This is a genomic window from Actinoplanes sp. CA-030573 (assembly GCF_050951115.1).
Lineage (GTDB): Bacteria > Actinomycetota > Actinomycetes > Mycobacteriales > Micromonosporaceae > Actinoplanes.
This window is the reverse complement of the sequence record NZ_CP192038.1, coordinates 8,816,371-8,838,803: the sequence shown is the minus strand read 5'-3', so window position 1 is coordinate 8,838,803 and position 22,433 is coordinate 8,816,371. Positions and strand designations below refer to the sequence as shown.

General features: G+C 72.1%; 21 protein-coding genes and 2 pseudogenes. 9 read left to right on the top strand and 14 right to left on the bottom strand.

Translation table 11 applies throughout. The features are described from left to right. The first annotated feature begins 31 nt into the window (after positions 1–31). Positions 32–832 (top strand): PhzF family phenazine biosynthesis protein, encoded by an 801-nt coding sequence (locus ACQP2F_RS40745; protein WP_433297325.1) that lies wholly within the window; start codon positions 32–34, stop codon positions 830–832. Positions 833–868: 36 nt separating this feature from the next. On the opposite strand, the gene ACQP2F_RS40740 is transcribed toward ACQP2F_RS40745, so the two are convergent. Continuing rightward, entirely contained in the window at positions 869–1,441 is a 573-nt protein-coding gene (locus ACQP2F_RS40740) for a cob(I)yrinic acid a,c-diamide adenosyltransferase (RefSeq protein WP_433297323.1), read from the bottom strand. A 42-nt stretch (positions 1,442–1,483) separates the two neighbouring features. Between ACQP2F_RS40740 and murA the strand changes: the two genes are divergently transcribed. Then, positions 1,484–2,770: a UDP-N-acetylglucosamine 1-carboxyvinyltransferase gene (gene murA / locus ACQP2F_RS40735; protein WP_433297321.1), complete on the top strand. Its 1,287-nt coding sequence runs from the start codon at positions 1,484–1,486 to the stop codon at positions 2,768–2,770. Between the two features lie 3 nt (positions 2,771–2,773). On the opposite strand, the gene ACQP2F_RS40730 is transcribed toward murA, so the two are convergent. Further along, positions 2,774–3,208, bottom strand: coding sequence for a hypothetical protein (locus tag ACQP2F_RS40730; protein ID WP_433297319.1), 435 nt, complete (start codon positions 3,206–3,208; stop codon positions 2,774–2,776). A gap of 139 nt (positions 3,209–3,347) precedes the next feature. Here ACQP2F_RS40730 and ACQP2F_RS40725 point away from each other — a divergent pair, with 139 nt between their 5' ends. Both ACQP2F_RS40725 and ACQP2F_RS40720 read left to right on the top strand, forming a co-directional pair. Then, on the top strand, positions 3,348–4,196 hold the full coding sequence (locus ACQP2F_RS40725) for a 3-hydroxyacyl-CoA dehydrogenase family protein (protein WP_433297317.1): 849 nt from the start codon (positions 3,348–3,350) through the stop codon (positions 4,194–4,196). Positions 4,197–4,285: 89 nt separating this feature from the next. After that, positions 4,286–4,696: a hypothetical protein gene (locus tag ACQP2F_RS40720; RefSeq protein WP_433297315.1), complete on the top strand. Its 411-nt coding sequence runs from the start codon at positions 4,286–4,288 to the stop codon at positions 4,694–4,696. A 353-nt stretch (positions 4,697–5,049) separates the two neighbouring features. On the opposite strand, the gene ACQP2F_RS40715 is transcribed toward ACQP2F_RS40720, so the two are convergent. The 6 genes from ACQP2F_RS40715 to ACQP2F_RS40690 form a co-directional block, all read right to left on the bottom strand. After that, the gene (locus tag ACQP2F_RS40715; protein ID WP_433297313.1) at positions 5,050–5,874 is read right to left on the bottom strand and encodes an ABC transporter permease; all 825 of its coding nucleotides are present in this window, start codon (positions 5,872–5,874) and stop codon (positions 5,050–5,052) included. Then, positions 5,871–6,752, bottom strand: coding sequence for an ABC transporter ATP-binding protein (locus ACQP2F_RS40710; RefSeq protein ID WP_433297310.1), 882 nt, complete (start codon positions 6,750–6,752; stop codon positions 5,871–5,873). Before ACQP2F_RS40710 ends, ACQP2F_RS40715 begins: the two co-directional genes overlap by 4 nt. Before the next feature lie 43 nt (positions 6,753–6,795). Then, the gene (locus ACQP2F_RS40705) at positions 6,796–7,545 is read right to left on the bottom strand and encodes a hypothetical protein (protein ID WP_433297308.1); all 750 of its coding nucleotides are present in this window, start codon (positions 7,543–7,545) and stop codon (positions 6,796–6,798) included. After that, positions 7,532–10,108, bottom strand: a complete 2,577-nt coding sequence (locus ACQP2F_RS40700) for an FtsK/SpoIIIE domain-containing protein (RefSeq protein WP_433297306.1) — start codon at positions 10,106–10,108, stop codon at positions 7,532–7,534. Before ACQP2F_RS40700 ends, ACQP2F_RS40705 begins: the two co-directional genes overlap by 14 nt. Before the next feature lie 80 nt (positions 10,109–10,188). Then, positions 10,189–11,511 carry a hypothetical protein gene (locus tag ACQP2F_RS40695; protein ID WP_433297304.1) on the bottom strand — a complete coding sequence of 441 codons (1,323 nt, stop codon included), beginning with the start codon at positions 11,509–11,511 and terminating at the stop codon, positions 10,189–10,191. Between the two features lie 8 nt (positions 11,512–11,519). Next, positions 11,520–12,134 carry a DUF4126 domain-containing protein gene (locus ACQP2F_RS40690; protein WP_433297302.1) on the bottom strand — a complete coding sequence of 205 codons (615 nt, stop codon included), beginning with the start codon at positions 12,132–12,134 and terminating at the stop codon, positions 11,520–11,522. Between the two features lie 54 nt (positions 12,135–12,188). On the opposite strand from ACQP2F_RS40690, the gene nucS reads away from it, so the two are divergent. Further along, positions 12,189–12,848 (top strand): endonuclease NucS, encoded by a 660-nt coding sequence (nucS, locus tag ACQP2F_RS40685; protein ID WP_433297300.1) that lies wholly within the window; start codon positions 12,189–12,191, stop codon positions 12,846–12,848. Here nucS and ACQP2F_RS40680 read toward each other — a convergent pair. Further along, positions 12,800–13,813: a phosphotransferase family protein gene (locus ACQP2F_RS40680; protein WP_433297298.1), complete on the bottom strand. Its 1,014-nt coding sequence runs from the start codon at positions 13,811–13,813 to the stop codon at positions 12,800–12,802. The genes nucS and ACQP2F_RS40680 overlap by 49 nt on opposite strands. Positions 13,814–13,968: 155 nt before the next feature. Here ACQP2F_RS40680 and ACQP2F_RS40675 point away from each other — a divergent pair. Both ACQP2F_RS40675 and ACQP2F_RS40670 read left to right on the top strand, forming a co-directional pair. Further along, positions 13,969–14,112: pseudogene (locus ACQP2F_RS40675) on the top strand (IS30 family transposase); the annotation flags it as partial. A 2-nt stretch (positions 14,113–14,114) separates the two neighbouring features. Further along, positions 14,115–14,568 (top strand): annotated as a pseudogene (locus ACQP2F_RS40670) (IS30 family transposase); the annotation flags it as partial. A gap of 229 nt (positions 14,569–14,797) precedes the next feature. Here the strand turns inward: ACQP2F_RS40670 and ACQP2F_RS40665 are convergent. From ACQP2F_RS40665 to ACQP2F_RS40655, 3 genes are read right to left on the bottom strand one after another with little or no spacing between them, the layout of a single operon-like run. After that, positions 14,798–16,312: a DUF6297 family protein gene (locus tag ACQP2F_RS40665; protein WP_433297295.1), complete on the bottom strand. Its 1,515-nt coding sequence runs from the start codon at positions 16,310–16,312 to the stop codon at positions 14,798–14,800. Next, positions 16,309–16,944, bottom strand: coding sequence for an ABC transporter ATP-binding protein (locus ACQP2F_RS40660; protein WP_433297293.1), 636 nt, complete (start codon positions 16,942–16,944; stop codon positions 16,309–16,311). The genes ACQP2F_RS40665 and ACQP2F_RS40660 overlap by 4 nt, the downstream gene beginning before the upstream one ends. A gap of 9 nt (positions 16,945–16,953) precedes the next feature. Next, the gene (locus ACQP2F_RS40655; RefSeq protein ID WP_433297291.1) at positions 16,954–18,447 is read right to left on the bottom strand and encodes an aldehyde dehydrogenase family protein; all 1,494 of its coding nucleotides are present in this window, start codon (positions 18,445–18,447) and stop codon (positions 16,954–16,956) included. A 53-nt stretch (positions 18,448–18,500) separates the two neighbouring features. On the opposite strand from ACQP2F_RS40655, the gene ACQP2F_RS40650 reads away from it, so the two are divergent. Next, a complete protein-coding gene (locus tag ACQP2F_RS40650; RefSeq protein ID WP_433297289.1) occupies positions 18,501–18,833 on the top strand; it encodes a hypothetical protein in 333 nt (110 codons plus the stop codon). Between the two features lie 11 nt (positions 18,834–18,844). Then, on the top strand, positions 18,845–19,675 hold the full coding sequence (locus tag ACQP2F_RS40645) for an alpha/beta hydrolase (protein WP_433297287.1): 831 nt from the start codon (positions 18,845–18,847) through the stop codon (positions 19,673–19,675). Here ACQP2F_RS40645 and ACQP2F_RS40640 read toward each other — a convergent pair. Continuing rightward, the gene (locus ACQP2F_RS40640; RefSeq protein WP_433307816.1) at positions 19,635–20,738 is read right to left on the bottom strand and encodes an AI-2E family transporter; all 1,104 of its coding nucleotides are present in this window, start codon (positions 20,736–20,738) and stop codon (positions 19,635–19,637) included. The genes ACQP2F_RS40645 and ACQP2F_RS40640 overlap by 41 nt on opposite strands. Before the next feature lie 78 nt (positions 20,739–20,816). Beyond that, the gene (locus ACQP2F_RS40635) at positions 20,817–22,244 is read right to left on the bottom strand and encodes a Laminin subunit beta-1 (protein ID WP_433307814.1); all 1,428 of its coding nucleotides are present in this window, start codon (positions 22,242–22,244) and stop codon (positions 20,817–20,819) included. Between the last annotated feature and the right edge of the window lie 189 nt (positions 22,245–22,433).

Below are 22,433 nucleotides of genomic sequence, written 5' to 3'. Positions count from 1 at the left end.
CCGCCCGCGCCCGACGTTCTAGCGTCGGCCCATGCGCATCCGGATCGTCGACGCCTTCACCTCCCGCCCGTTCGGCGGCAACCCGGCCGGTGTGGTCGTGCTCGAGTCCTTTCCCGACGCCGCCTGGATGCAGCAGGTGGCGGCCGAGGTGAACCTCTCCGAGACGGCGTTCGTCCACCCGCTCGGGTCCGGCGCCGACTTCGCCCTGCGCTGGTTCACGCCGGCGGTCGAGGTCGCGCTGTGCGGACACGCCACGCTGGCCACCGCCCACGTCCTGGGGCGAGAGAAGGTGAGTTTCCAGACGCTGAGCGGCGTGCTGACCGCGACCTCGGCCGAGAAGGGGTGGTACACGCTCGACTTCCCGACCGCGCCGCTCACGCCGCTTTCCGGCGCCGCGGCGCCGCCGTGGCTGCCGGAGGTCCTCGGCGCGGAGGTGCGGTCGGTGCACCACACCGGGCCGAACACTGACGACCTGCTGGTCGAGCTGGCCGACGAAGACGTCGTGCGCGGGCTGCGCCCCGATCTCGCCGCGCTGGCCCGTAAGGAGAACCGCGGCGTCATCGTCACCGCGGCGGCGGCCGACCCCGAGGCCGGCTACGACTTCGTGTCGCGCTTCTTCGGCGCGGCCGCGGGGGTGGCCGAGGATCCGGTGACGGGGAGCGCGCACACGGCGCTCACGCCGTTCTGGTCGGCCCGGCTGGGCGGGCGCACCGAGCTGGTGGGTTACCAGGCGTCGGCGCGCGGCGGCTACGTGCGGGTCACGCTGGCCGGCGAGCGTACGCACCTCACCGGCCAGGCCGTGACCGTCATCGACGGCGAGCTGCTCGTCTAGGGCGCCTCCGCCACAGCTCGATGTGGTGCAGGCCTCCTACCGGTCCCCGCCCGGTACCCACTTGACGTCACCGCCCGGATTGGCGGTGCGGGACAGGATGAACAACAGGTCCGAGAGCCGGTTCAGATACTTGGCGGGCAGGTCACCCGTACGGCCGGGGTCGTCCTGAAGGAGAGCCCACGCCGAACGCTCCGCTCGTCGCGCCACCGTGCGCGCCACATGCAGCAAGGCCGCGCCCGGCGTCCCACCCGGCAGGATGAAGCTGTCGAGCGCCGGAAGCCGGTCGTTGAACTCGTCACACCACGCCTCGAGCCGGGTCACGTAGTCGTCGGTGATCCGCAGCGGGGGATAGGGCGACTCCTCGGCGATCGGGTTGCAGAGGTCGGCGCCGACGTCGAAGAGATCGTTCTGCACGGCCGTGAGCACGTCGCGGACCTCGTCGGGCAGGTTGCCCAGGGCCAACGCGACGCCCAGCGCGGCGTTGCACTCGTCGGTGTCGGCGTAGGCGGCCAGGCGCGGATCGGTCTTGCGGACCACCTCGTTGTTGCCGAGACGGGTCTCGCCGGCGTCGCCGGTGCGGGTGTAGATGCGAGTGAGATGAACGGCCATGCACCTACCCTACGGAGGCGCCCGTGGGCCGCGGCCCATACCATGGCCCGCGTGGATGTGATCAGGGTGATGGGCGGCGCGCAGCTCTCCGGCGACGTCACGGTCGGCGGCGCCAAGAACTCGGCGCTCAAGCTCATGGCGGTGGCGCTGCTCGCCGAGGGGCGCAGCGTGGTGAGCAACGTTCCCCGGATCACCGACATCGCGATCATGGCGGAAGTGCTGCGCCGGCTCGGGTGCCAGGTGACGCTCGAGGGCGGTCAGGCCACCATCGACGTGCCCGCCGAGCCCGGCAGCGAGGCCGATTACGACCTGGTCCGGCGGCTGCGGGCGTCGATCTGCGTGCTGGGGCCGCTGCTGGCCCGGCGGGGGTACGTGCGCGTGGCCCTCCCCGGCGGCGACATGATCGGCTCGCGCGGGCTCGACATGCACTTCTCCGGCCTGGCCCGGATGGGCGCCGAGATCTCCGGCGAACACGGCTTCGTCATCGCCTCGGCGCCGCAGGGCCTGCGTGGCAGCAAGATCTGGCTGGACTTCCCGAGCGTGGGCGCGACCGAGAACCTGCTGATGGCGGCCGTGCTGGCGCGGGGGGTCACCGAGATCGACAACGCGGCCCGCGAGCCCGAGATCGTCGACATCTGCGACATGCTGACGGCGATGGGCGCGCACATCGAGGGCGCCGGTTCCTCGACGCTGACGGTCGAGGGGGTGCCGTCGCTCGCGCCGGTCTCGCACACCACGGTCGGCGATCGCATCGTCGGCGGCACCTGGGCCTTCGCGACGGCGATGACCCGCGGCGACGTGACGATCCACGGGGTGCGGCCGGAATACCTCGACATCGCGCTGGACAAGCTGGTCACGGCGGGCGCGGTGGTCACTCCGGGCGACAACCGGTTTCACGTACGGATGGAAGACCGTCCCCGCGCGGTCGACATCGTGACGCTGCCCTACCCGGGTTTCGCCACCGACCTGCTGCCGATGGCGATCGGACTGGCCGCGGTGGCCGAGGGCTCGTCGCTCATCACCGAGAACATCTTCGACGGCCGCTTCATGTTCGTGAACGAGATGGTCCGCCTCGGCGCCGACATCCGCACCGACGGCCACCACGCCGTGGTGAACGGCCGGGAGCGGCTGTCGGGCGCGCCGGTGCGGGCGACCGACATCCGGGCCGGGGCTGGCCTCGTGATCGCCGGCCTGTGCGCCGAGGGGGTGACCGAGGTCGGCGAGGTGCACCACATCGACCGTGGCTACCCCGATTTCGTCACCGATCTGGCGAAGCTGGGGGTCGAGGTCGAGCGGGCCGACGTTCCCGAGCCGACGTTCGACTTCTGAGGTTCACAGGGCCGGTGAGCCGCCTACCAGGCGGCGGGCCTCCTCCACCTCTTCGGCGAAGACCAGCACCGCCGTGCGGCCCTCGCGGTCGATCGCCTGGGTGGCCCGGATGCCGGCCGCGCCGAGAAGTCGCCGGATCTCGCCGGCCACCTCGGCGTCGTCGGTGACCGCGGCCGGGGAGAGGAGGCCGTAGTCACCGTCCGCCGGGCCGTTCCGTTCGCCGAAGTCGCGGTCACGGTCGCCGAAGCCGTAGTCGCCGATGTGCGGCTCGCTGTCGTCGCGCTCGCCGAAAATGGCCAGTCCGTCGGCGTACCGGTCGCCGTCCTCGCGGCCGAACGTCCAATGCAGGCCCATGCGCCAGAAGACGGCGCCGAGCAGGCCGACCAGGCCGACGGCAATCAGTGGCCCGATGAGGTACCAGCCGTTGCCTGAGGCCATGCGCATAGTCTGGCACCGCGGGGCGGCCGTTTCCCCGGATTTGCCCCGATCGGGACGCCGACCCCGGGCCTGAGTTTCCGTTAAGTAACAACGGTAGGGTGAGCGGGCGTTGGCGTTTTTCGGCGGAAGGGGAAGGCACATGGCGGGTCGACTCGCGGTCATCGGCTCCGGGCTGATGGGCTCCGGCATCGCGCAGGTCTCGGCGCAGGCCGGCTGGCAGGTCACGATGCGGGACGTCGATGACGCCGCGACCAACCGGGGCATGGCGGCGATCCGCGACTCCCTCGGGCGGTTCGCGGCCAAGGGCAAGATCACGCAGGACGAGGTCGAGGCGACTCTCTCCCGCATCACTCCCACGACCGACCTGGACGCGGCCGCCGACGCCGACGTGGTGGTCGAGGCGATCTACGAGAAGGTCGAGGCCAAGCACGAGGTCTTCCGGGCCCTCGACAAGATCTGCAAGTCGGGCGCGGTGCTCGGCACGAACACGTCGGCCATCCCGATCACCCAGATCGCGACCGTGACCGAGCGGCCCGAGTCGGTGGTCGGCATCCACTTCTTCTCGCCGGTCCCGATGATGAAGCTGGTCGAGCTCGTCCGCGGTTACCAGACCTCGGACGACACGCTGGCCGCCGCCCGCAACTTCGCCGAGGAGGTCGGCAAGACCTGCGTCGAGGTGAAGCGCGACGTCGCCGGCTTCGTGTCGAACCGTCTCTTCTCGGCCCTGCTGGTCGAGGCGATCAAGCTGGTCGAGTCGGGCGTCGTGTCGCCGGCCGACCTCGACACGGTCATGAAGCTCGGCTTCGGTCACGCCATGGGCCCGCTGGCCACGGTGGACCTGACCGGCCTCGACGTGATGCTGAACGCGGCCGGCAACATCTACCGCGACACCGCCGACGAGAAGTTCTTCCCGCCGGAGCTGCTCCAGCGCATGGTCACGGCCGGTGACCTGGGCCGCAAGACCGGCAAGGGCTTCTACTCGTACTGACGGCGTTTGTTCCGGATTCGGCGACCGCCCGGGCAAATCCCCCCTACCATCGTTTTTCACGGTTTTTATCGTGAAGCGGGGAGGCCAGGATGACCCGGGCGGCACCGACTCCGGAGCAGATGCAATGGGCGCTGTCCGAGGCGAGTCACGAGGCCCTGGCCGTCGCGCCGGGCTGGTTCCGGGCCTGGCCCACGGCCGACGAGAGGTGGTCGGCCGTGAACATCCGCGGCGCCACGCAGGTGATCGTCAACCACAGCCGGGAGGACGACCGCCACCCCAACAGCTGGACGGTCCGCGCCCTCTTCGGCACGCACGCGGTCGAGCTGCACGTCGGCCCCTACGACAACAAGGTCGACGCGGTGCTGGTCGCGCACGCCGTGCTGAACATCGCCTTCCGCGATACCTCGCAGCCCTCGCAGCCCCCACCGGTCACCGCTTCACCGGTGCCGCCGGCGCCACCGGCGCCCGAGTGGGTGCCGCCCGCGCCCGCTCTTGAGTAGCGCCGCCGGCCGCTCTTGAGTAGCGCCGCCGGCCGCCCTCGAGTGGCCAAACGCAATCGAGGGGAACGCGGTCGAGGGTGAAGGGGCGTGCGGTCGAGAGGGCGTGCGGTCGAAAGCGCGTGCGGGTGGGACGGCGTGCGGGTGGGACGGCGTGCGGTCGAAAGCGCGTGCGGTCGAAAGCTCGTGAGGTTGGGACGGCGTGCGGTGAGAGGGCGTGCCGTCGGAGGCGGGTGCGGTCGGTAGGCGTGCGGTCGAGAGGGCTTCAAGAGCGCGTGCGGCCGGCAGGGCGCCCGGCCGAGGCATCGCCCGGGTGCGAGGGCGAGCGGGTGACGACCGCGCGGAGGAGCTGGTGGTCAGCCGTCGCGCTTGGTCGTCCACTTGAAGGTTGTCAGGCACAGGATCAAGGCCAGCACGCACCAGCCGGCCAGGACGGCGGCGACCATCGGCAAGTTGAACGAGCCGCCCGGCTCCTGGGCGCCGAACGACGCCGGCAGGAAGACCGCGCGCAAGCCCTGGCACAGCCACTTCAGCGGGAACAGGGCCGCGATCGTCTGCATCCAGCTCGGCAGGCTCGTGAAGACGAAGAACACGCCCGAGATGAACTGCAGGATCAGCGCCACCGGGGTGACCACGGCGGGAGCGCTGCGGCCGGTGCGGGCCACCGACGAGAACGCCACCCCGCACAGCGTGCACGCGGTGATGCCGAGCGCCGACACCCAGAGGAACGTCACCCACTTCTCCGGCGTGTCGGGCAGTTTCAGGCCGTAGAGCAGGGACGCCACGGTCAGCAGGATGACCGTCTCGAGCAGGGCGATGAACGCGACCATCAGCACCTTGCCCGCGAAGTACACCCATTTCGGCATCGGCGTGCCGAGGAACCGTTTCAGCACGCCGCGGTCGCGCTCCTGCGGGATCTGGATGGCGAGCGCCTGGAAGCCGGCCGTCATCAGGCCGGTGCCGATCATGCCGGTCACGAAGTACTGCGTGAACTTCACGCCGTCGCCGATCTCGCCGTTGAAGATCGAGCCGAAGACCAGAATCATGATCGCCGGGAACGCCAGCGTGAACATGACCTGCTCGCGGCTGCGCATGAACTGCCGGATCTCCATGCCGCCCTGCGCCCGGCCGAGCTCGGCCGGGCCGGCCCGCCGCTCGGCGCGAGTCTCCACCGTGGTCATGCCGCGCCCCCGATCATCTCCAGATAGACATCTTCGAGCGTCGGCCTGGTCACGGTCAGGCCCGGCACCTCGCCGGAATAGCGCGCGGCCAGATCGGTGACGACCGCCGTCGGCGTCGCGCTCTGCGTGCGTTCCCAGCTGCCCTCGGGCGTACGCCAGGAAACCGTCGCCAAGGCCGAGTCGCGCCGCCCCAGAGATCGCGGCGTGTCGACCGCGATCAACTGCCCCCGGGCGATGACACCCACCCGGTCGGCCAGCGCCTCCGCCTCCTCCAGATAGTGCGTGGTCAGCACGATCGTCGTGCCGCCCGCCTGCAGGTCGCGGATCAGCGCCCAGAACTCCCGCCGCGCCTCGGGATCGAACCCGGTCGTCGGCTCGTCGAGAAACAGCAGGTCGGGCCGCCCGATGATGCCGAGCGCCACGTCGAGCCGCCGTTTCTGGCCGCCGGAGAGCGTGTGCGTGCGTGCCCGCACCTTCTCGGCCAGGCCGACCCGCTCGATGACCGCACCGGGATCGTCGGCCGCCGGGTAGAACCGCGCGAAGTGCCGGACGACCTCGCCCACGGTCAGCTCGTCGAACTCGCCGGTGCCTTGCAGGACGATGCCCACCCGCTCGCGCCAGCGCTTGGCCACCGCGTCGGAGGTCGTGCCGCGCTTGCCGTTGGCCACCGCCGGGTCGACCCCGAGCACGGTGACCTCGCCGGCATCGCGCCGGCGATAGCCCTCGAGGATCTCCACGGTGGTCGTCTTGCCCGCGCCGTTGGGCCCGAGCAGCGCGAAGACCTCGCCGTAGGCCACGTCGAGGTCGATCGCGGCGACCGCGACGTTGTCACCGTAGGCCTTGCGTAGCGCTCGCACCCGGATGGCTGGCTCGTCCATGCCGACGACAGTAGAGGGCGGCTACGACAATTTCCGCCCGCGATCAATGGGTGGCGGCGAAAGCCAGCGACAGCAACGTCGCCGCGATCATCCCGCCCAGCAGCGTGAGCCCGATGCCACCGATGTCGAGGCGGGCCTCCAGACGGCGATGAGCCAGCAACGCCGCCACCGGAACGCCCGCGGACGGCGCCACGAGAAAGGTCAGCCACCCGAGCCCCCGCAGCAGCGGCCCGCCCCACACACCCGTACCGCCGATGGTCACCAGGCCCGAGGCCACCAGGCCGGCGAGCGCCGCGATCAGCGCGCCCACCAGCGGTAGAAAGGGAAGCGCCCAGCGGGGGAGCGCCCGGCGGGCCGCGGGCCGGACGGTCACGTCGATGCGCGAGGCCGCGCGGGCCAGCAAGATCTTGGGCGACTCCTGGTTCGGCGGCGCCGAGCCGTCGGCCGGGTTGCGGGGGAGCGCCACCCGCGGCAGCGTCTCCATCGGAGCCGGCTCCGGCACCTCGCCGAGCGCCCGCACCCGCAGGCCGCGCGCCCGCCGCAGCTCCTCCCACAGCCGGGCGGCCTCGCGGTCCACGTCGAGCACCTGGGCGGCGGCCGCACCGGCCCAGCGGTCGGCCGAGAGCGCGTCGCCCTCGGCCCGGGCCAGCTCGCCGGCCGCCTGGGCGGCACTCTCCTGATAGGCCTGCTCGGCGCCGCCCAGCTCGGTGTCGCGCCGCCGGGTCGCCTCGGCCAGCGCGCTCACCATCAGCTGGTAGTCGCGGCCGATCGGCTGCCGGTCACGTGTGGTCACTGTTCACCTCGTACGGGATGATCACTTCGGGTGTGCGGTGCACCGAACGGTCGAAGAACAGCGCCCGGCGGGTGCGCGGATACCAGGCCGGGCCGCCGGGCTGGGGATAGAGCGGCGTGAGGTCGGCGCCCTGCACGTCGAGCGCCACCCAGGCCCCGATCGGGTCGAGCCGGCCGGCCGGTCCGCCGAGGCTGTCCCGCAGCCGGGAGACCGACCGCCACCAGCCCAGGACGTGCGTGCGCTGCTCGGGCCCGTCGGTCAGCAACCGCCGCAGCGTGGCCTGGTCGGCGCCGGCGTCGAGCGCGTAGCCGAGAACGTAGTGCGGGATGTCGGTGGCGGCCAGCTCCGGCAACTCGTCGTACCAGTCGGCCGAGGGCAGCTCGGCGACCAGCCGGGCGGCCGCCCCGCCGGCGTCGGGGTCGAGGCACACGACGCTGAAGTGGGCCGGACCCTGGGCGGCCAGCGACAGGGCGGCGGCCGCCAGCACGTCGCAGGCCTCGTCGGTGCGGGTGCCGAGGACGGCCAGGTTGCGGCCGGGCATGCGGCCGAGACGCAGGCGCGCGGGGCGGGCGGCCACGTCGATCCGCTCGCCGAGCACGGCCCCGGGCGACGAGCCGACCGGCGAGCCGGCGTCCGGCAGCACGCCCGACGGCCGGCACGAGGCGGGTAGGCGGGGCACGGCGTCGCCGTCGAACAGCCGGGGCTCCTCGCAGCCGTCCGGCCGCATCCGCCAGAGACGGCGCTGGAGCGTACGCCAGACCAGCCGGTCACCGGCGTCCGGAAGCCGGACCACGACGTTCGCCCCCGGCGCGCCGGCCTCGGTGTTCACCACCGCGTGATGCCGGGGGATGACGGCGGCGGCCAGGTTGTTCTCGGCCAGGATGCGCCGGGCCTTGGGCAGGGCGATCCGGAGCGTGAACTGGCCGACCAGCCCGGTGCGGCCCCACAGCGCCTCGATGCCGGAGACGTCCTGCGAGGCCAGGATCAGGTGGATGCCCTGCGAGCGGCCGCGCCGGGCCAGGTCCTCGAGCAGGGTGACGGCCTCGTCGGCGACCGCGTCCCGGCCGCCGAGCAGCACCTGGAACTCGTCGATGACGGCCACGATCCGGGGCCACGACCCGGCCGGGTCCTCGGCCCGCAGCTCGGCCAGCTTGCTGGCGTCGTGCCGCTTGGCCGCCTGGGCCCGGGCCCGCAGCTCCTCGCCGAGGTGCCGGAGCATGGCCAGGCCGAACTCGCGGTCGCCGTTGACATTGATGCCGGCCAGCCGCACCTGGGGCAGCCAGCTCGGATCGCGCGGCCCGGGCACGTACCGGGCGAACGACACGCCCTCCTTGAAGTCCAAGAGGTAGAGGGCAAGCTCGGCGGGGCCGTAGCGGGTGGCGAGCGCGGCCAGCCAGGCGTAGATGAGGTTGGTCTTGCCCGAGCCGGACGGACCGCCGATCAGCGCGTGCGGTGGGTCGTCGCCGAGCGGCACGTCGATCAGCGTGCCGTCGGTCGCGTCGCCGATCGGGGCGAGCAGGCCCTCGGCCGACGACTCGGTCCAGAAGGTCGCCGGGGAGAGGTCGGCGAGGCGGGCGGGTGGCGGCCCGGCCCGCATCCGCTCGGCGGTCGACCGGCAGAAGGAGGCGACCCGGTCGGCCGGCGGCGGCGGGTCCAGCCTGATCTCGAGGTCCCCGGTGACGTTGCAGGTGGCGCTCTGCTCGCCGGCCTCGATCCGTACCACCGTGGGATGGTCGGTCAACCGCAGGCCACGCACGATCAGATGGACGCCGCACGCCACCCCGGTACGGGCGATCCGATCGAGCTGCGCCCGCTGGCCGTTGGTCAGCTCCTCGGCGGTGGCCGCGTCGGCCAGCAGCACGATGACCCGCCAGGGCTCGGCCCGGGGCGCCGCCGCGTGGTCACCGCCGGCCAGCACGGTCTCGTTGACCCGGCAGATGTATTCGACCAGCTCGTCCAGCATCGGCCCCAGCCCGCCCGGTCCGACGAACGAGACGCCCAGCGGGGCGAAGGGCGCGAGGGTACCGCCGAGATGCTCGGGGTCGTAGACGGTGAGCTGGACGTCGCCGGCCCGGGTGCTGCCGAGGGCGCGCAGCAGCACGCCGGTGATGACGCCGTCGACGACCGGGGCCGGGCCGGTGAGCTCGAGGTGGGCCGCGTCCAGGAACGGTACGAGCGCGGGCAGTCCGGTGGCGTCGTCGAGGGTGAGCGCGCCGATCCGCAGCAGGCCGGGTCGTCCGCCGCGCTCGGGCTCGCTCGGTGCCCACAGCCGCCAGGGCGCGCCGGCCGCTCCCACGGCGCTCAGCGCGGCCACCCGGCGGACGTTGCCGGCCAGCTTGGCGGTCTCGTACTGGAAGCGGCGCTGGATGTCCCGGCGGGCCGTGTCGCGGGCCTCGGCCAGCTGGTGCAGGCAGGTGGAGTACGCCTCGCGGATCAGCCGCCGCCGGTTCTGCGCCTCGCCCCGCGCCGACTCGGCCGCGGCCAGCACCGCCCGGGCCGCGCCCCGCGCCTCGGCCAGCTCCTGCCGCACCGCGGCGACCAGCGCGTTGCGGTGGCTAGCCACTCGACCCCCGGGATTTCACGATGGGGGATTTTACCCATTTTGCCGCGGATGCCGCGATTTTGTGCTGCGTGTCGTGCCGCTCAGCCCGCCCGCACCCGGGTCAGCCAGCGCGGATCGGCCCGCGTCATCTCGTCCCACAGGCGCCGCGCCACGATCGAGGCGGCCTCCTCACGCCATTGGCGCAGCTTGCGGCGCGGCACCTGCCGGCGCATCCAGTCCAGGGCCAGCCGGGTCTCCCGGTCCAGGCCGTCGGTGCGGAGCTTGCGCTCGTACGGGTTGAGGCCGAGCACCGTGCAGAAGTAGAGCGCGTTGTAATGCCGCCACTCGTCGGTCGTCCCGAAGGCGCCGGCCGGCCGCAGCCGGTCGACGCTCTCCGACAGCACCGCCCGCAGCTCCATGGCCCGGGCCAGCGGCTGCTCGATCGTCAGCCCGGAGAGCCGCCGGTCGACCGCCGGCAGGTCGGTCAGCGGGCTGCGCATGAGCCGCCCGAGCTGCCCGTAGTTGTCCAGCGCCTGCCGGGTGAACCGCAGGAAGTCGCCCTGCGGGGTGGTGATCAGCCGGTGCCGGTGACGGTGCCGCGGCAGCGCGTCGGCCAGCAGCAGCAGCGCCGCACGGTCCTGCCGCAGCCGCGCGTCGTGCCGGAACGCGATCGCGTCGAACGCCCGGCGCAGGTGCCCGATCAGCCCGATGCCGGTCATCACGACCCCCACCAGCACGAACTGGAGGATCACCACGCGTCGGCCGTCGGTGCTGAGCAGCGTGAGCACGGCCGGCGTGCCGACGGCCAGGGCGCCGACAAGCGCGGCGGTCAGCGATCGCAGCAGGTCGGGCCGCAGCCGCTCGCCCACGTCGAGCGCGTCACCGACCGCGACCAGGAAGGCGAGCATCATCAGATCGACGCCGATCGCGAGCACCACCAGCACCGGGACGCCCAGCTCGACCGGGAGCAGCAGGAAGGCGAGGCCGGCCGCGTAGAGCGCCGCCACCACCGCCATCGCCGCCGGCAGGATGGTCGGCTGCACCTGGTCGCGGAACCGCCAGAGCAGCACGATGCCACCGGCCAGCGGGGCGAGCACCACGAGCCGGCCGGCCGACGGGAGCGCGACCACCATGACCAGGAACGGTCCGGCCAGGATGCGCCAGCCGAGGTTGATCTGGCGGCGCTCCGGCAGCATGCGGGGGAGCAGGGCGACGGCGGTGCCGGCCCAGCTGAGTGCCGGCACGCAGAGCAGGATCTGGGCGGTGGCCGATCCAGGTGCGACGGTCCAGGCGACCACCCCCATCCCGTACGCGGCGAGCGCCGCGGCCGCCCGGACCAGGGGCGCACGGGCGGGGTCTCGTCCGATCAGGTAGCAGGCGGCCCACCAGGACAGGGCAAAGGCGGGCACGGCGATCGCGGGCACCCGAGAAGTCAACCAAACGGGTGACCCGTACCGGAAGCCGCGATTGCCCGCTTGCGTCGCCGCCGGCGCGCCACCGAGATCGCGCCCCAGATCAGCAGACCGATGCCGACCAGCACCAACACCGGCATGAGGATGGCCAGAATGGACATCAGAACGCTGCCGATGTCTTCGACCGTCGAGGCCACCGGCGCGCCGAAGCCGGCCGTGCTGACGTTCACCACCGGGCGGGCGGCCGCCTTGACGCCGTGCACGCAGAGCGCGATCAGCACGCCGGCCGCGACCGGCACCCATTGATGCGAGCCGAAGAAGGAACCCGGGTCGCTCACCGTCACGGTCTGTGCCGACGAGCCGGCCCCGAAGGCGAGCCCGCCCGCGGTCGGCCGCACGACCGTCTGCACCACGTCGTTCGCGTGGTCGACCACCGGCACCTTGTCCGCCACCACCTCGACCGCCAGCAACACGGCGAGAATCAGCAGCACCCAGCCGTTGGTCAGCCACGTCCAGCCGCCCGGCAGGTTGATCACGTCGGTGTACCGGGCGAGCAGCCCCATCACCATCAGCGGGATATAGGCATTTAGACCCGCCGATGCGGCCAGGCCGGTTCCGGTCAGCGCTTCGAGCACGTCTCCAGGATGGCACCCGTACGCGAGTCCCGCCCGTTCCGCTACTGTCGTCCGGTGCGTCTGGTCATCGCGAAGTGCTCCGTCGACTACGTCGGCCGGCTGTCCGCCCACCTGCCCCTCGCCACCCGCCTGCTGATGGTCAAGGCCGACGGCTCGGTGTCCATTCACGCCGACGACCGCGCCTACAAGCCGCTGAACTGGATGAGCCCGCCCTGCAAGCTGCAGGAGGCGGACGGCGTCTGGAAGGTCGTGAACAAGGCCGGGGAGGAGCTGCGGATCACCCTCGAGGAGATCTTGCAGGACACGTCGTACGAGCTGGGCGTCGATCCCGGTTTGCAGAAGGACGGCGTGGAGGCGCACCTGCAGGAGCTGCTCGCGGCCCATCCCGAGACGTTCGGCGAGGGCTGGACGCTGGTGCGCCGCGAGTTCATGACCGCGATCGGCCCGGTGGACCTGCTGTGCAAGGACGCCGAGGGCAAGTCGGTGGCGGTCGAGGTCAAGCGCCGCGGCGAGATAGACGGCGTCGAGCAGCTGACCCGCTATCTCGAGCTGATGAACCGCGACCCGCTGCTGGCGCCGGTCCAAGGTGTCTTCGCCGCCCAGGAGATCAAGCCGCAGGCCCGGGTGCTGGCCACCGACCGCGGCATCCGCTGCGTGGTCGTCGACTACGACAAGTTGCGCGGCATGGAGCGTGACGAGCTGACGCTGTTCTGACCGGCGGACCGCGCCGGGTTCTGGCCGGCGCCCCGCGCCGGGTCGTTTAAGTCGGCGATCAGGCGGGCCACCAGGGGACGAAGGGCGACCGATCGAGCGCGCCGCCAGGTGGAGATGCTCGGCATGACCGTGTCCGGGATCGTCGCCGCGCGAATCGACCACATCCCGGCCAGCCCCACGACGAACCGCGAAGCCTCCGGCGGCAGCGCCCGCAGCAGCCGGTACGCGTGATCCGTCGCCGCCTGCGGCCCGTCGGCATGACCGGTGGCGACCACGTCGGCAGCCATCTGCGCGAGGTCGATCCAGGGGGCGCCGGCCGCCGCGTACGCCCAGTCCAGCAGCACCGCCGACCGCCCCGGCACGTCCACTGTGGTGTTGTCGAGGCGGATGTCGCGATGCACCAGCGCCCCACCGGCCGTCCACCGCTCCCAGCCGGCGACCACCTCGGCGGCCGGCCGCGCGTGGGCCGCTTCCCAGTCGTCGCTCGGGCCCCTCTCCAGCAGACGCGTCCAGCCGTCGAAGTCGAAGATGCGCTGGGCAACCGGCGGCAGGCCGGCGGGTGCCCGGTGTCCGCTCGCCGTCCGGCACGCCGCGGCGACAGCCGCGATGGAGGCGTCGGTCCACGACGCTTCGGTGGCGCCGGGGGCCCAGGTGGTGACCAGCGCGATCCATGGCCCATGACCGACCGTGGCGAGGCGCCGGGGCGCCGGCACGGATGCGGGGAGAAGGTCCAGGATGGTCGACTCCTGGCGGATCATCCGGTGGTTGTGGGCGCGGACCTCGGCCGACACCGCCTTGACGAAGACCTGACGCCCGTCGGCGAGCCGCAACGCCGCGGCCGGCCCGGGTGACATGCCGCCGTGCAGGTTCCGGTGCCCGACGATGGGGGCGCCGAGCGCTTCGGAGATGGCCCTTTGCAGGGGAGCCGGCGTGGCGGCCCACGCTGCCCGAGGGGTGAAGGTCACGCGGCGCATCGTAGGAGGGTCAAGCACGCGTAGCGGGCCTGTGGAGGGTGGCGCGTTTTTGTCGTAGGCGGGTGCTCTACTCGGCCCCCACCCATCACTCAGGTTCGAGGGATCGTTGCAACACCCTAGGCGTGGGGTACCGGGCGGCGGCCCGGATGGTCGGGGTCAATATACGGATCGGGAAGCGGTGGCGTAACGGTGCCAACCCGATCGGCTCGCCTGCGCGAGGTCCGTCGCGCGGGCGGTACCTCAACGAAGACGAGCGGGTGCACATCGCTGACCGGCGGCGTGAGCGTGCCACGAAGCGGCAGATCGCTGCCGACCTGGGCGGGGATCCGTCGACGATCAGCCGGCGATCATCGGCCAGGACCACCGGTCCGCGATCGGCACGCTCGTCGAACGGGCTACCCGCTATGTCCTGCTCGTGCACCTTCCGTCCGGGCGGACCCCGGAACCGGTCCGTGACGCCTGATCGACACCATCGGCGGCCTACCCGAGCATCTGCGCCGGTCGTTGACCTGGGACCAGGGCAGCGAAATGCACCTCGATCACCAATTCACCAGGGCTACCGACATGCAAGTCTTCTTCTGCGACCCACACTCACCCTGGCAGCGCGGCAGCAACGAGAACACCAACGGCCTGCTCCGGCAGTACTTCCCGAAAAGCACCGACCTGTCCGTGCACAGCCGCGAACACCTCGACGCCGTCGCCGTCGAACTCAACGGCCGACCCGCAAAACGCTCGGCTGGGACACCCTCGAATCCGCCTCAACGGGGTGGGCTGGGCGGGTTCAAGGCGCTGGCCGGCTGTGGACAACGGCGCGTTTTTGTCGTACCGGGGTGCTCTACTCGACCCCCACCCATCACGGGGTGGGGTGGCCTAACTGTGCCGTCCTGGGAGGTCAGCGCGGACGGTATGCAGGCCAACCGACCGGCACAGCCGCCACCCCTTCCGGACAGCGACTCAACCACCCCCGACACGGCCTCAACGGCCCGCGCTCAACTCCACCCGGTCGGTGGCGGTCGTGCCGGCCAGGTACGCCCTTGCCCCCACCCCGCCCACGACGGCCTGCGTGAGCACCGTCAGCCACGACAAGGCGTTCCCCTGGGCGATCTCTACCAGCGCCGGCAGACCGAGCAACAGGGCGTCCGGGCCGATCGCGGCATTGACCAGCGGGCCGGTCGAGACGGTGCCCATCGGGGTGTCCAGCGGCAGCAGTTCGTTGCGGACGAAGCCGACCCGGGCTCGCCGGACGGCCGCCACCGCGCCGACCGGGCCCAGGGCCAGGCCCAGCGCCCACCACGGGCCGGGCGGCAGGTCGTGAAGGACGGCCAGCAACTCCAGCGCCGCGGCCGACCAGATGGCGGCCAGCGCGCCGGGCACCCACATGCGCTGGAGGATCGCCTGGCGGGAGCTCAGACCCAGCATCCGCAGCAGTACGGGATTGCCGGCGTCGGTCTTGACGTTGCCGCCCGCGGTCGAGCCCGCCAGCAGCGCGCCGAGCAGGATGGCTATGCCGGTGATCGCGCCGGGGGCGTCGGCCAGCAGCACCGGCAGCGCCGCGGCCAGCAGCAGCCAGAGCACGCGGCGACGCCGCCGGGCGACCAGCAGCAGGTCCTGCGCGACCAGCACCGGGAGCCGGGCCGGGAAGCGGATCGACCGCATCCTGCGCCGGGCCCAGTACCGCCGCTCGATCATGTCGGTGAGGAAGGACGGCTCCATGCCGAACGCCGTGTCGAACAGGGTGCCGGCGGTCTTCGCCGCTTCCAGGATGCGTTCGTTCGGCGTGCGCGCGAGTCCGCGTACGGCCAGCGCGAAGAGGAACGCCACGACCAGCGCGAGCGCGCCCACCACCGCAAGCAGCACCGACGCCTGCGGCCACCCGCCCACGGCGACCGCAGCGGAGGAGGAGGAAGAAGAGGAGGCGACGAGCCCCGCCAGGCCGGCCGCCAGCAGCAGCGAGATCAGTGCGTCGACCCGGTCGCCCCACCGGCCGCCCGCCTGCGCCGCCAGCGCCACCAGCAGCAGCGCGACGCCGATCAGCGCGGCGCCGGCGGCGAGCAGCGCGACGGCCGAACCGCCGAGCGTCCGCGGCGCCGCATGCCCGACGATCGCGATGCCGGCCAACGCGCCGATCACCGCCGCCACGATCGCGGTGAGACGCAGCGAGGGCAACAGCAGACGGCGACGGCTCACCGGCGCCGGCAGCAGCCAGGACGCCGCCGGCCGGCTCAGCGCGAGCGGGCCGAAGCGCCGCAGCGCCAGGTAGAGCAGGCCGAACAGGACCGGGACCAGGGACGCGGCGACCAGGCGGGACGCGTTCGGCGCGGTCGGCCAGAAGACGACGGCCAGCTGCTTGTGCACCATGCCGCCGACCACGGCCACGAAGAGCAGGGCGAAGTAGATGTTGCCGGCGGTCGCGCCGCGCTCGCGGTGGGCGGACTGGCGGCGGCCGATCCAGCGCCGGACCGGTGCGAGCGGGACGACGGCCGAGGTCATGCCAGCGATTCCATGGTGGTGACCTCGGCACCCGAGGCCGCCGCGAACTTGTCGTCGTGGCTGGCCATCAACAACGAACCACCATCGGCCACGTACGCCGCGAGCAGCGCCGCCACCTCTTCCCGGCCTTCCGGGTCGAGGCGTTGCTCGGGCTCGTCGAGGATCAGCAGCGAGCTGGGCCGGATCAGGCCGATCGCGAGCGTGAGCCGCTGCTTCTGGCCCGACGAGAGCTGCGGCGGGATCGCGTCGGCGTGCCCGGCCAGCCCGAACCGTTCGAGCGCCTCGTCGATGCCGGCCTCCTCCGGGTCCTGCCCGTGGGCGCGGCAGACCAGCTCGGCGTGCTCGCGGACGGTGAGCCCGGGATACCAGGTCGGCGGCTCGACTGTGGTGACCACGGCCCGCCAGAACTCGGGGGTGGCGCCGGGGGTGCCGCCGAAGACCCGGATCACGCCCTCGTCCGGCTCCTGCAGGCTGCTCACGCAGCGCAGCAGCGTCGACTTGCCGATGCCGTTCTCGCCGGTCACGCAGACGCCGCCGCCGGCCGGCACGGTCAACGAGACGCCCTGCAGAACCGGCGTGGAGCCGTAGCTGACGTACAGGCCCTCGACCTCGACCGCCGGGTGATCTACCACCCCGTCAGCTTACGATCGGCGCCCGTAGAGCAGGCGCACGGCCTTGACAATCTGCGCGACCTGGGCCGGGGTGCGCTCGAAGGTGGTGGACGGCAGCAGCGACCGGCCGCGCCGGACCGTGATCGCCTTGGGCCGGGCGAACTCGCGCAGGCCGTCCTCGCCGTGGATGCGGCCGAAGCCGGAGTCGCCCACGCCGCCGAACGGCAGGTTGCCCATGCCGACGAAGGTGAGCGTCGAGTTGACCGCGACCATGCCCGAGCGCAGCCGGCGGGCGATGCGGATCGCGTTCTTCTTGCCGAAGACCGCGCCGCCCAGGCCGTACTTGGTGTCGTTGGCCAGGCGCACGGCCTCGTCGGCGTCGGCGACCTTGGTGATGGTCAGGGTCGGGCCGAACGTCTCGTCGCGGATCTCGGTCGAGTCAGCCGGCACGTCCACGAGCACGGTCGGCGACACGTACGGCGGCCGCACCGCATCGGATCCGCCCAGCACCGCCTTGCCGCCCTTGGCCAGGGCGTCGTCGATGTGCTCGCGGATGATGTCGATCTGCCGCGGCATGGTGATCGGGCCGATCTCCTCGCCGGTGCGCAGCTTGCCGGCCTTGGCGACGATCTCCTTGACGAGCTGGTCGTAGACCGGTGCCACCGCGTAGACCCGCTCGATGCCGATGCAGGTCTGCCCGGCGTTGGTCATGCCGCCCCAGACCGCGGCCTCGGCCGCCGCCGCGATGTCGGCGTCGGCATCGACGATCATGGCGTCCTTGCCGCCGGCCTCGATCACCACCGGTACCAGGTTTTCGGCGCAGGCGGCCATCACCTTCTTGGCGGTGGCGGTCGAGCCGGTGAACGCCATCTTGTCCGCCCCCGAGCGGCACAGCGCGGCGCCGACGTCGCCGAGGCCGTGCACCGCCTGCAGGACCGGCTTCTCGGGCACCACCTCGGCGAACGTATCGACCAGCCACTGGCCGACGATCGGGGTGTACTCGCTGGGCTTGAAGACGACCGCGTTGCCGGCCGCGAGCGCCCCGCTGATCGGGCCCACCGGCGTGACGATCGGGTAGTTCCAGGGGCCGATCACGCCGACCACGCCGTACGGCTGGTACTCGAGGTGACCGGAGTGCTCGGCGACCAGCAGGCGGGTGCGGGTCTTGCGGGGGCCGAGGACGCGCTTGGCGTGGTGCGCGGCCCAGTCGAGGTGCTCGATCGCGGCGACCGCCTCGACCGTCGCGTCCGCGTCCGGCTTGCCGGTCTCGAGGCTGGTGAGCTGGGCCAGCTCCTCGATCCGCCGGACGATCAGCGACCGCCAGCGCAGGAGACGCTCCTTGCGGCCGTCGTATCCGAGGCGCTGCCACCAGAGGGCGGCGTCGCGGGCCTTCTCGACGGCCGCGTTCACATCAAGATCAGATGCGGCCGGTACGCGACCAGCCTCGTCGCCGGTGGCGGGGTTGGTCGAGATCAGCACGCCGTCTTCGATCACCGGCACGCCGGGAACGCGAGTAGCCGTCATGGCGGGAGTCTACGGCGATTGTTACCGGCCAGTCACTACGTACTCTTGATTCCGTGCCCCGCCGCAATCACCCCCGCCGCCGCCCCGACGGATCGCCCGCGCCGCTGACCGACGAGCGGGTCCGCAAGGGCGTCGAGGGCGTGCAGCAGTGGCAGGACGGCGACTGGATGGTGCGCTCGATCTTCGGCGGGGCGGCGGTCAAGACGTACCGCTGCCCGGGGTGCATGCAGGAGATCCGCCCGGGCGTCGCGCACGTGGTGGCGTGGCCGATCGACGGCCAGGGCGATCTCACCGACCGCCGGCACTGGCACACGGGGTGCTGGCGGGCGCGTGACCGGCGCGCCCCTGGGGTGGAGCGCTCGCGCAACGCTCCCCGCTATGGGTGAAAATCCTCGCTATGAGTACCAACCAGATCCGTGCGAACTCGATCCTGCCCGCGCACCGGGAGGACATCGAGCTGCACACCGCCGACGGCCTCACCCTGGTCGGTGAGCTGGCCCGCCCGCTCGACCGCGACCCGGTCGCCACGCTGGTGTGCCTGCATCCGCTGCCCACCCACGGCGGCATGATGGACAGTCACGTCTTCCGCAAGGCGGCGTGGCGGTTGCCGGCGCTGGCGGGCATCGCGGTGCTGCGCTTCAACACGCGCGGCACGAGCAGCGTGCGCGGCACCTCGGAGGGCGCCTTCGACGGCGCGGTCGGCGAGAAGTACGACGTGGCCGCCGCCATCGAGTTCGCCGAGTTCGCCGAGCTGCCGAACATCTGGCTGCTGGGCTGGTCCTTCGGCACCGACCTGACCCTGATGCACGGCCTGGACCCGGCCGTCGCCGGCGCCATCCTGCTGTCCCCGCCGCTGCGGTTCTCCGAGCCCGAGCATCTCGACGCGTGGGCGAAAAGCGGAAAGCCGCTGACCGCGATCATCCCGGAGTTCGACGACTACCTGCGCCCCGACGCGGCGAAGGAGAAATTCGGCGACAAGGCCGAGGTTCTGCCGATAAAGGGCGGCAAACATCTCTGGGTCGGCGACGCCGAGACGGTCCTGGACGAGGTGGTCAAGCGCGTCGCGCCCGAGGTGGAAACCCCACTGCCGAGGACGTGGGACGGGCCGATGGAGAGCGGCGACATGAACGCGTACGCCGACCGCACCGTCGCCGCCTTCTCCGACGTTCCGGTCCCCGGCCCGCTGGTCAGCGGCTCTGCTGACTCGGCACCACGACCTCGCGAATGATGAGCTGGACGGCGGCCACCATCGGGATCGCCACCAGCGCGCCGACCACGCCGAACAGCGCCACCCCGAGCAGGGCCGCGACCACGGCCGCCACGTCGCTGACCTTCACCGAGCGGCGCATCACGTTCGGGTAGATCAGGTAGTTCTCGACCTGCTGGTAGACGATGAAGAACACCACGCAGACGATGCCGGCGGTGAGCGACGACGCGAAGCCGACCAGGCTCACGATGATCGCGCCGAGGGTGGCGCCGATCTGCGGGATCAGGTCGCAGACGGCGACCACCACGGCCAGCGCGAACGGGTAGGCGAGCCCGAGGACCATGGCGAGCACGAAGGAGCTGGCGCCGGCCACCACCGCGATCGCGAGCGCGCCCACCATGTACGCGCCGACCTTGGTCAGGATCTCGTCGGTGAGCAGCCGCACCCGGTTCCGCCGGGAGGCCGGCACCAGCGAGTACGCCGACTCGCGCAACCGGTCGAAGGCGGCCATGAAATAGATCGTCAGCACCAGCACGGTGAGCGTGTTGAAGATCGTCCCGAAGATCAGCTTGGTGCCGCCCACGACCCCGCCGACCGCGTTGCCGACCGTGCCCGCGTTGACCGCGCTGGTGACCTTCTCCATGATGTTGTAGCGCACGACCAGTTCGTTGATGGTCTCGTTGCGCTGCAGCTGCTGAACGTAGCCGGGCACGTTGTGGATCAGCTCGTTGGTCTGGGTGACCAGCGGCGGAACCAGCGCCGCGATGCCGCCGACCAGCAGACCCAGCACCACCAGCGCCACGATCGCGACCGCACCGCCGCGGGGCACGCCCCACCGGCGCAGCCGGGTGATCGCCGGGTTGAGGCCGATCGCCAGGAAGCTCGCGATGAAGATGAGCACCAGAATCGACGCCGCGTTGCGGATGCCCAGAAAGATCGCGTACGCGAGGATGACGCCGAACCCGCCGAGCAGGCCGATCATGAACGGATTGCGCCGGTCGAGGGGCGGCCCGGGCGTGCCGAACCTGCCCTCCTGCTCGGCTTCGTCGACCGCGTCGTCGGCCGGCCCGTCGTCGGAAGGCACGGAGTCAGCGGTCTGATCGTCTACGGTCACGGGGCATTTCCTCACGCCGATCTGGTATCGGCGGAGGCTATCACCCGACTACTCGGCGTCGGCCCCGACACGGGTGGCGGGCGGAACCGTGACCTTGGCCGAGGCGGTCACCTTGCCGGCCGCGTGCTGACCGGCCGGCTCGTCGGCGGCGTGGGCGCCGACCGGACCGCCGGCCACCGCCTTCTCGGCCGGCTCCTCGGCGGCGTCGATGTCGTCCTTGTCGTCGGGGGACGCCGCGGCGGCGAGGACGGCGGCGGCCGCCAGCTCGGCGACCCGCTTCGCCTCCTTCTGCACCTGACGGCGGACGTCGGCGGCGTGCCGCTCGGCGGCCTCGCCCGCCCGCTTGGCCTCGGTCACCCGGTTGAGCTCCGCCTCGAGCTGCTTGCGGGCCTCGGCGAGACGCTCCTGCACCCGCTCGGTCTCCTGCTCGCCGGCCTGGGCGCGCTTCTGCGCGTCGGCGAGCCGGCGCTCGGCGTCGACGACCTTGGCCTGGGCGGCCTCGAGATCGGCGGCGGCCTGCGCGATCTTCTCCTGCTGGGCGGCGATCTCTTTCCGTACGGCCGTGGCCTGCTCGTCCGAGCGACGGAGCACTTCCTCGGCGTACTTGTCGGCCTCGCTGCGCAGGTCGGCGCACTGCTTCTCGACCCCGGTGCGCAGCTGGGCGAGCTCCTGCACCACGCCCTGCCGGCGCTGGGCGAGCTCCTGCTCCATACTGGCCTTCAGCTCGTTGTGAGCGCGGTCGGCCTCCATCCGCTGAGCCGCGATGTCCTGCTGCACCTTTTCCCGGAGCGCCTTGATCTCCTGATCGGCCTGCATCCGGGTCGACTTCGCGTAGCCGTCGGCCTCGGCCCGCACCCGCTGCGCCTCGCGCGCGGTCGTGTCGGTGACCTGCTGCGCCTCGGCGCGGGCCCGGGCCAACGCGTTCTCCGCCTCGACGCGCATCTGCTCGGCCGACTGGCGGGCGGCGGCCAGCGCCTTCTCCGCGGCCGCGCGCTTGGCGGCGTCGGCCCGCTCCTCCTCGGCGCGGCGGGCGGCCAGCGCGATCTCGAAGTCGCGGATGCCGTTGTGGGCGTGCTTCTCGGCCTCGGCCCGGATGCGCTCGGCCTCGGCCAGCCGGGCGGCGATGTCGTCGGTGGCCGACGACTTGATCGCCTCGGCCTGCTCCTCGGCCAGCGCCAGGATCTGCTCGACCCGGGGGCCCAGGTGGCGGAAGGAGACCTCGGGGCCGACCCCGCCCTGGCGGCGGACCTGCGTGATCTCCTGCTGCAGCCGCTCGATCTGCGCGGCCATGCCCTGGATCTGCGCGTACGCCTGCTCCCGCTCGGACGCCAGCGCGGCGATCTCGTTCTCGGCCCGGGCCACGTACCGCTCGACCTGCTTCTTCTCGTATCCCCGCAGGGCGGTCTCGAAGCTGGGCTCGGTGGCCGCGTCTCCGCCGAGACCGAAGATTTCACCGCCGTGCGACATGCTGTCCATCCTCACATACGCATGGTCCGGTCTAGTACCGATACACACCGTCCTGGCCGGAGTATGCGTCTAGTTGTGATTTGTCATAGCCGGCTTGCCGGAGCAAAGGCTACGCGCGCCAAACGACTCAGGCCGCACCGGAGAAACTCCGATACGGCCTGGAGCGTATGCGTAGCGGCCGACCGAACCACCGTCGCG

Excerpts from the sequence above, each read along its gene's own strand:
- ACQP2F_RS40745 (WP_433297325.1), top strand. The coding sequence starts at position 32 with ATGCGCATCCGGATCGTCGACGCCTTCACCTCCCGCCCGTTCGGCGGC.
- ACQP2F_RS40740 (WP_433297323.1), bottom strand. The coding sequence starts at position 1,441 with ATGGCCGTTCATCTCACTCGCATCTACACCCGCACCGGCGACGCCGGC.
- murA (WP_433297321.1), top strand. The coding sequence starts at position 1,484 with ATGGCCCGCGTGGATGTGATCAGGGTGATGGGCGGCGCGCAGCTCTCC.
- ACQP2F_RS40730 (WP_433297319.1), bottom strand. The coding sequence starts at position 3,208 with ATGGCCTCAGGCAACGGCTGGTACCTCATCGGGCCACTGATTGCCGTC.
- ACQP2F_RS40725 (WP_433297317.1), top strand. The coding sequence starts at position 3,348 with ATGGCGGGTCGACTCGCGGTCATCGGCTCCGGGCTGATGGGCTCCGGC.
- ACQP2F_RS40720 (WP_433297315.1), top strand. The coding sequence starts at position 4,286 with ATGACCCGGGCGGCACCGACTCCGGAGCAGATGCAATGGGCGCTGTCC.
- ACQP2F_RS40715 (WP_433297313.1), bottom strand. The coding sequence starts at position 5,874 with ATGACCACGGTGGAGACTCGCGCCGAGCGGCGGGCCGGCCCGGCCGAG.
- ACQP2F_RS40710 (WP_433297310.1), bottom strand. The coding sequence starts at position 6,752 with ATGGACGAGCCAGCCATCCGGGTGCGAGCGCTACGCAAGGCCTACGGT.
- ACQP2F_RS40665 (WP_433297295.1), bottom strand. The coding sequence starts at position 16,312 with ATGACCTCGGCCGTCGTCCCGCTCGCACCGGTCCGGCGCTGGATCGGC.
- ACQP2F_RS40655 (WP_433297291.1), bottom strand. The coding sequence starts at position 18,447 with ATGACGGCTACTCGCGTTCCCGGCGTGCCGGTGATCGAAGACGGCGTG.
- ACQP2F_RS40645 (WP_433297287.1), top strand. The coding sequence starts at position 18,845 with ATGAGTACCAACCAGATCCGTGCGAACTCGATCCTGCCCGCGCACCGG.
- ACQP2F_RS40635 (WP_433307814.1), bottom strand. The coding sequence starts at position 22,244 with ATGGACAGCATGTCGCACGGCGGTGAAATCTTCGGTCTCGGCGGAGAC.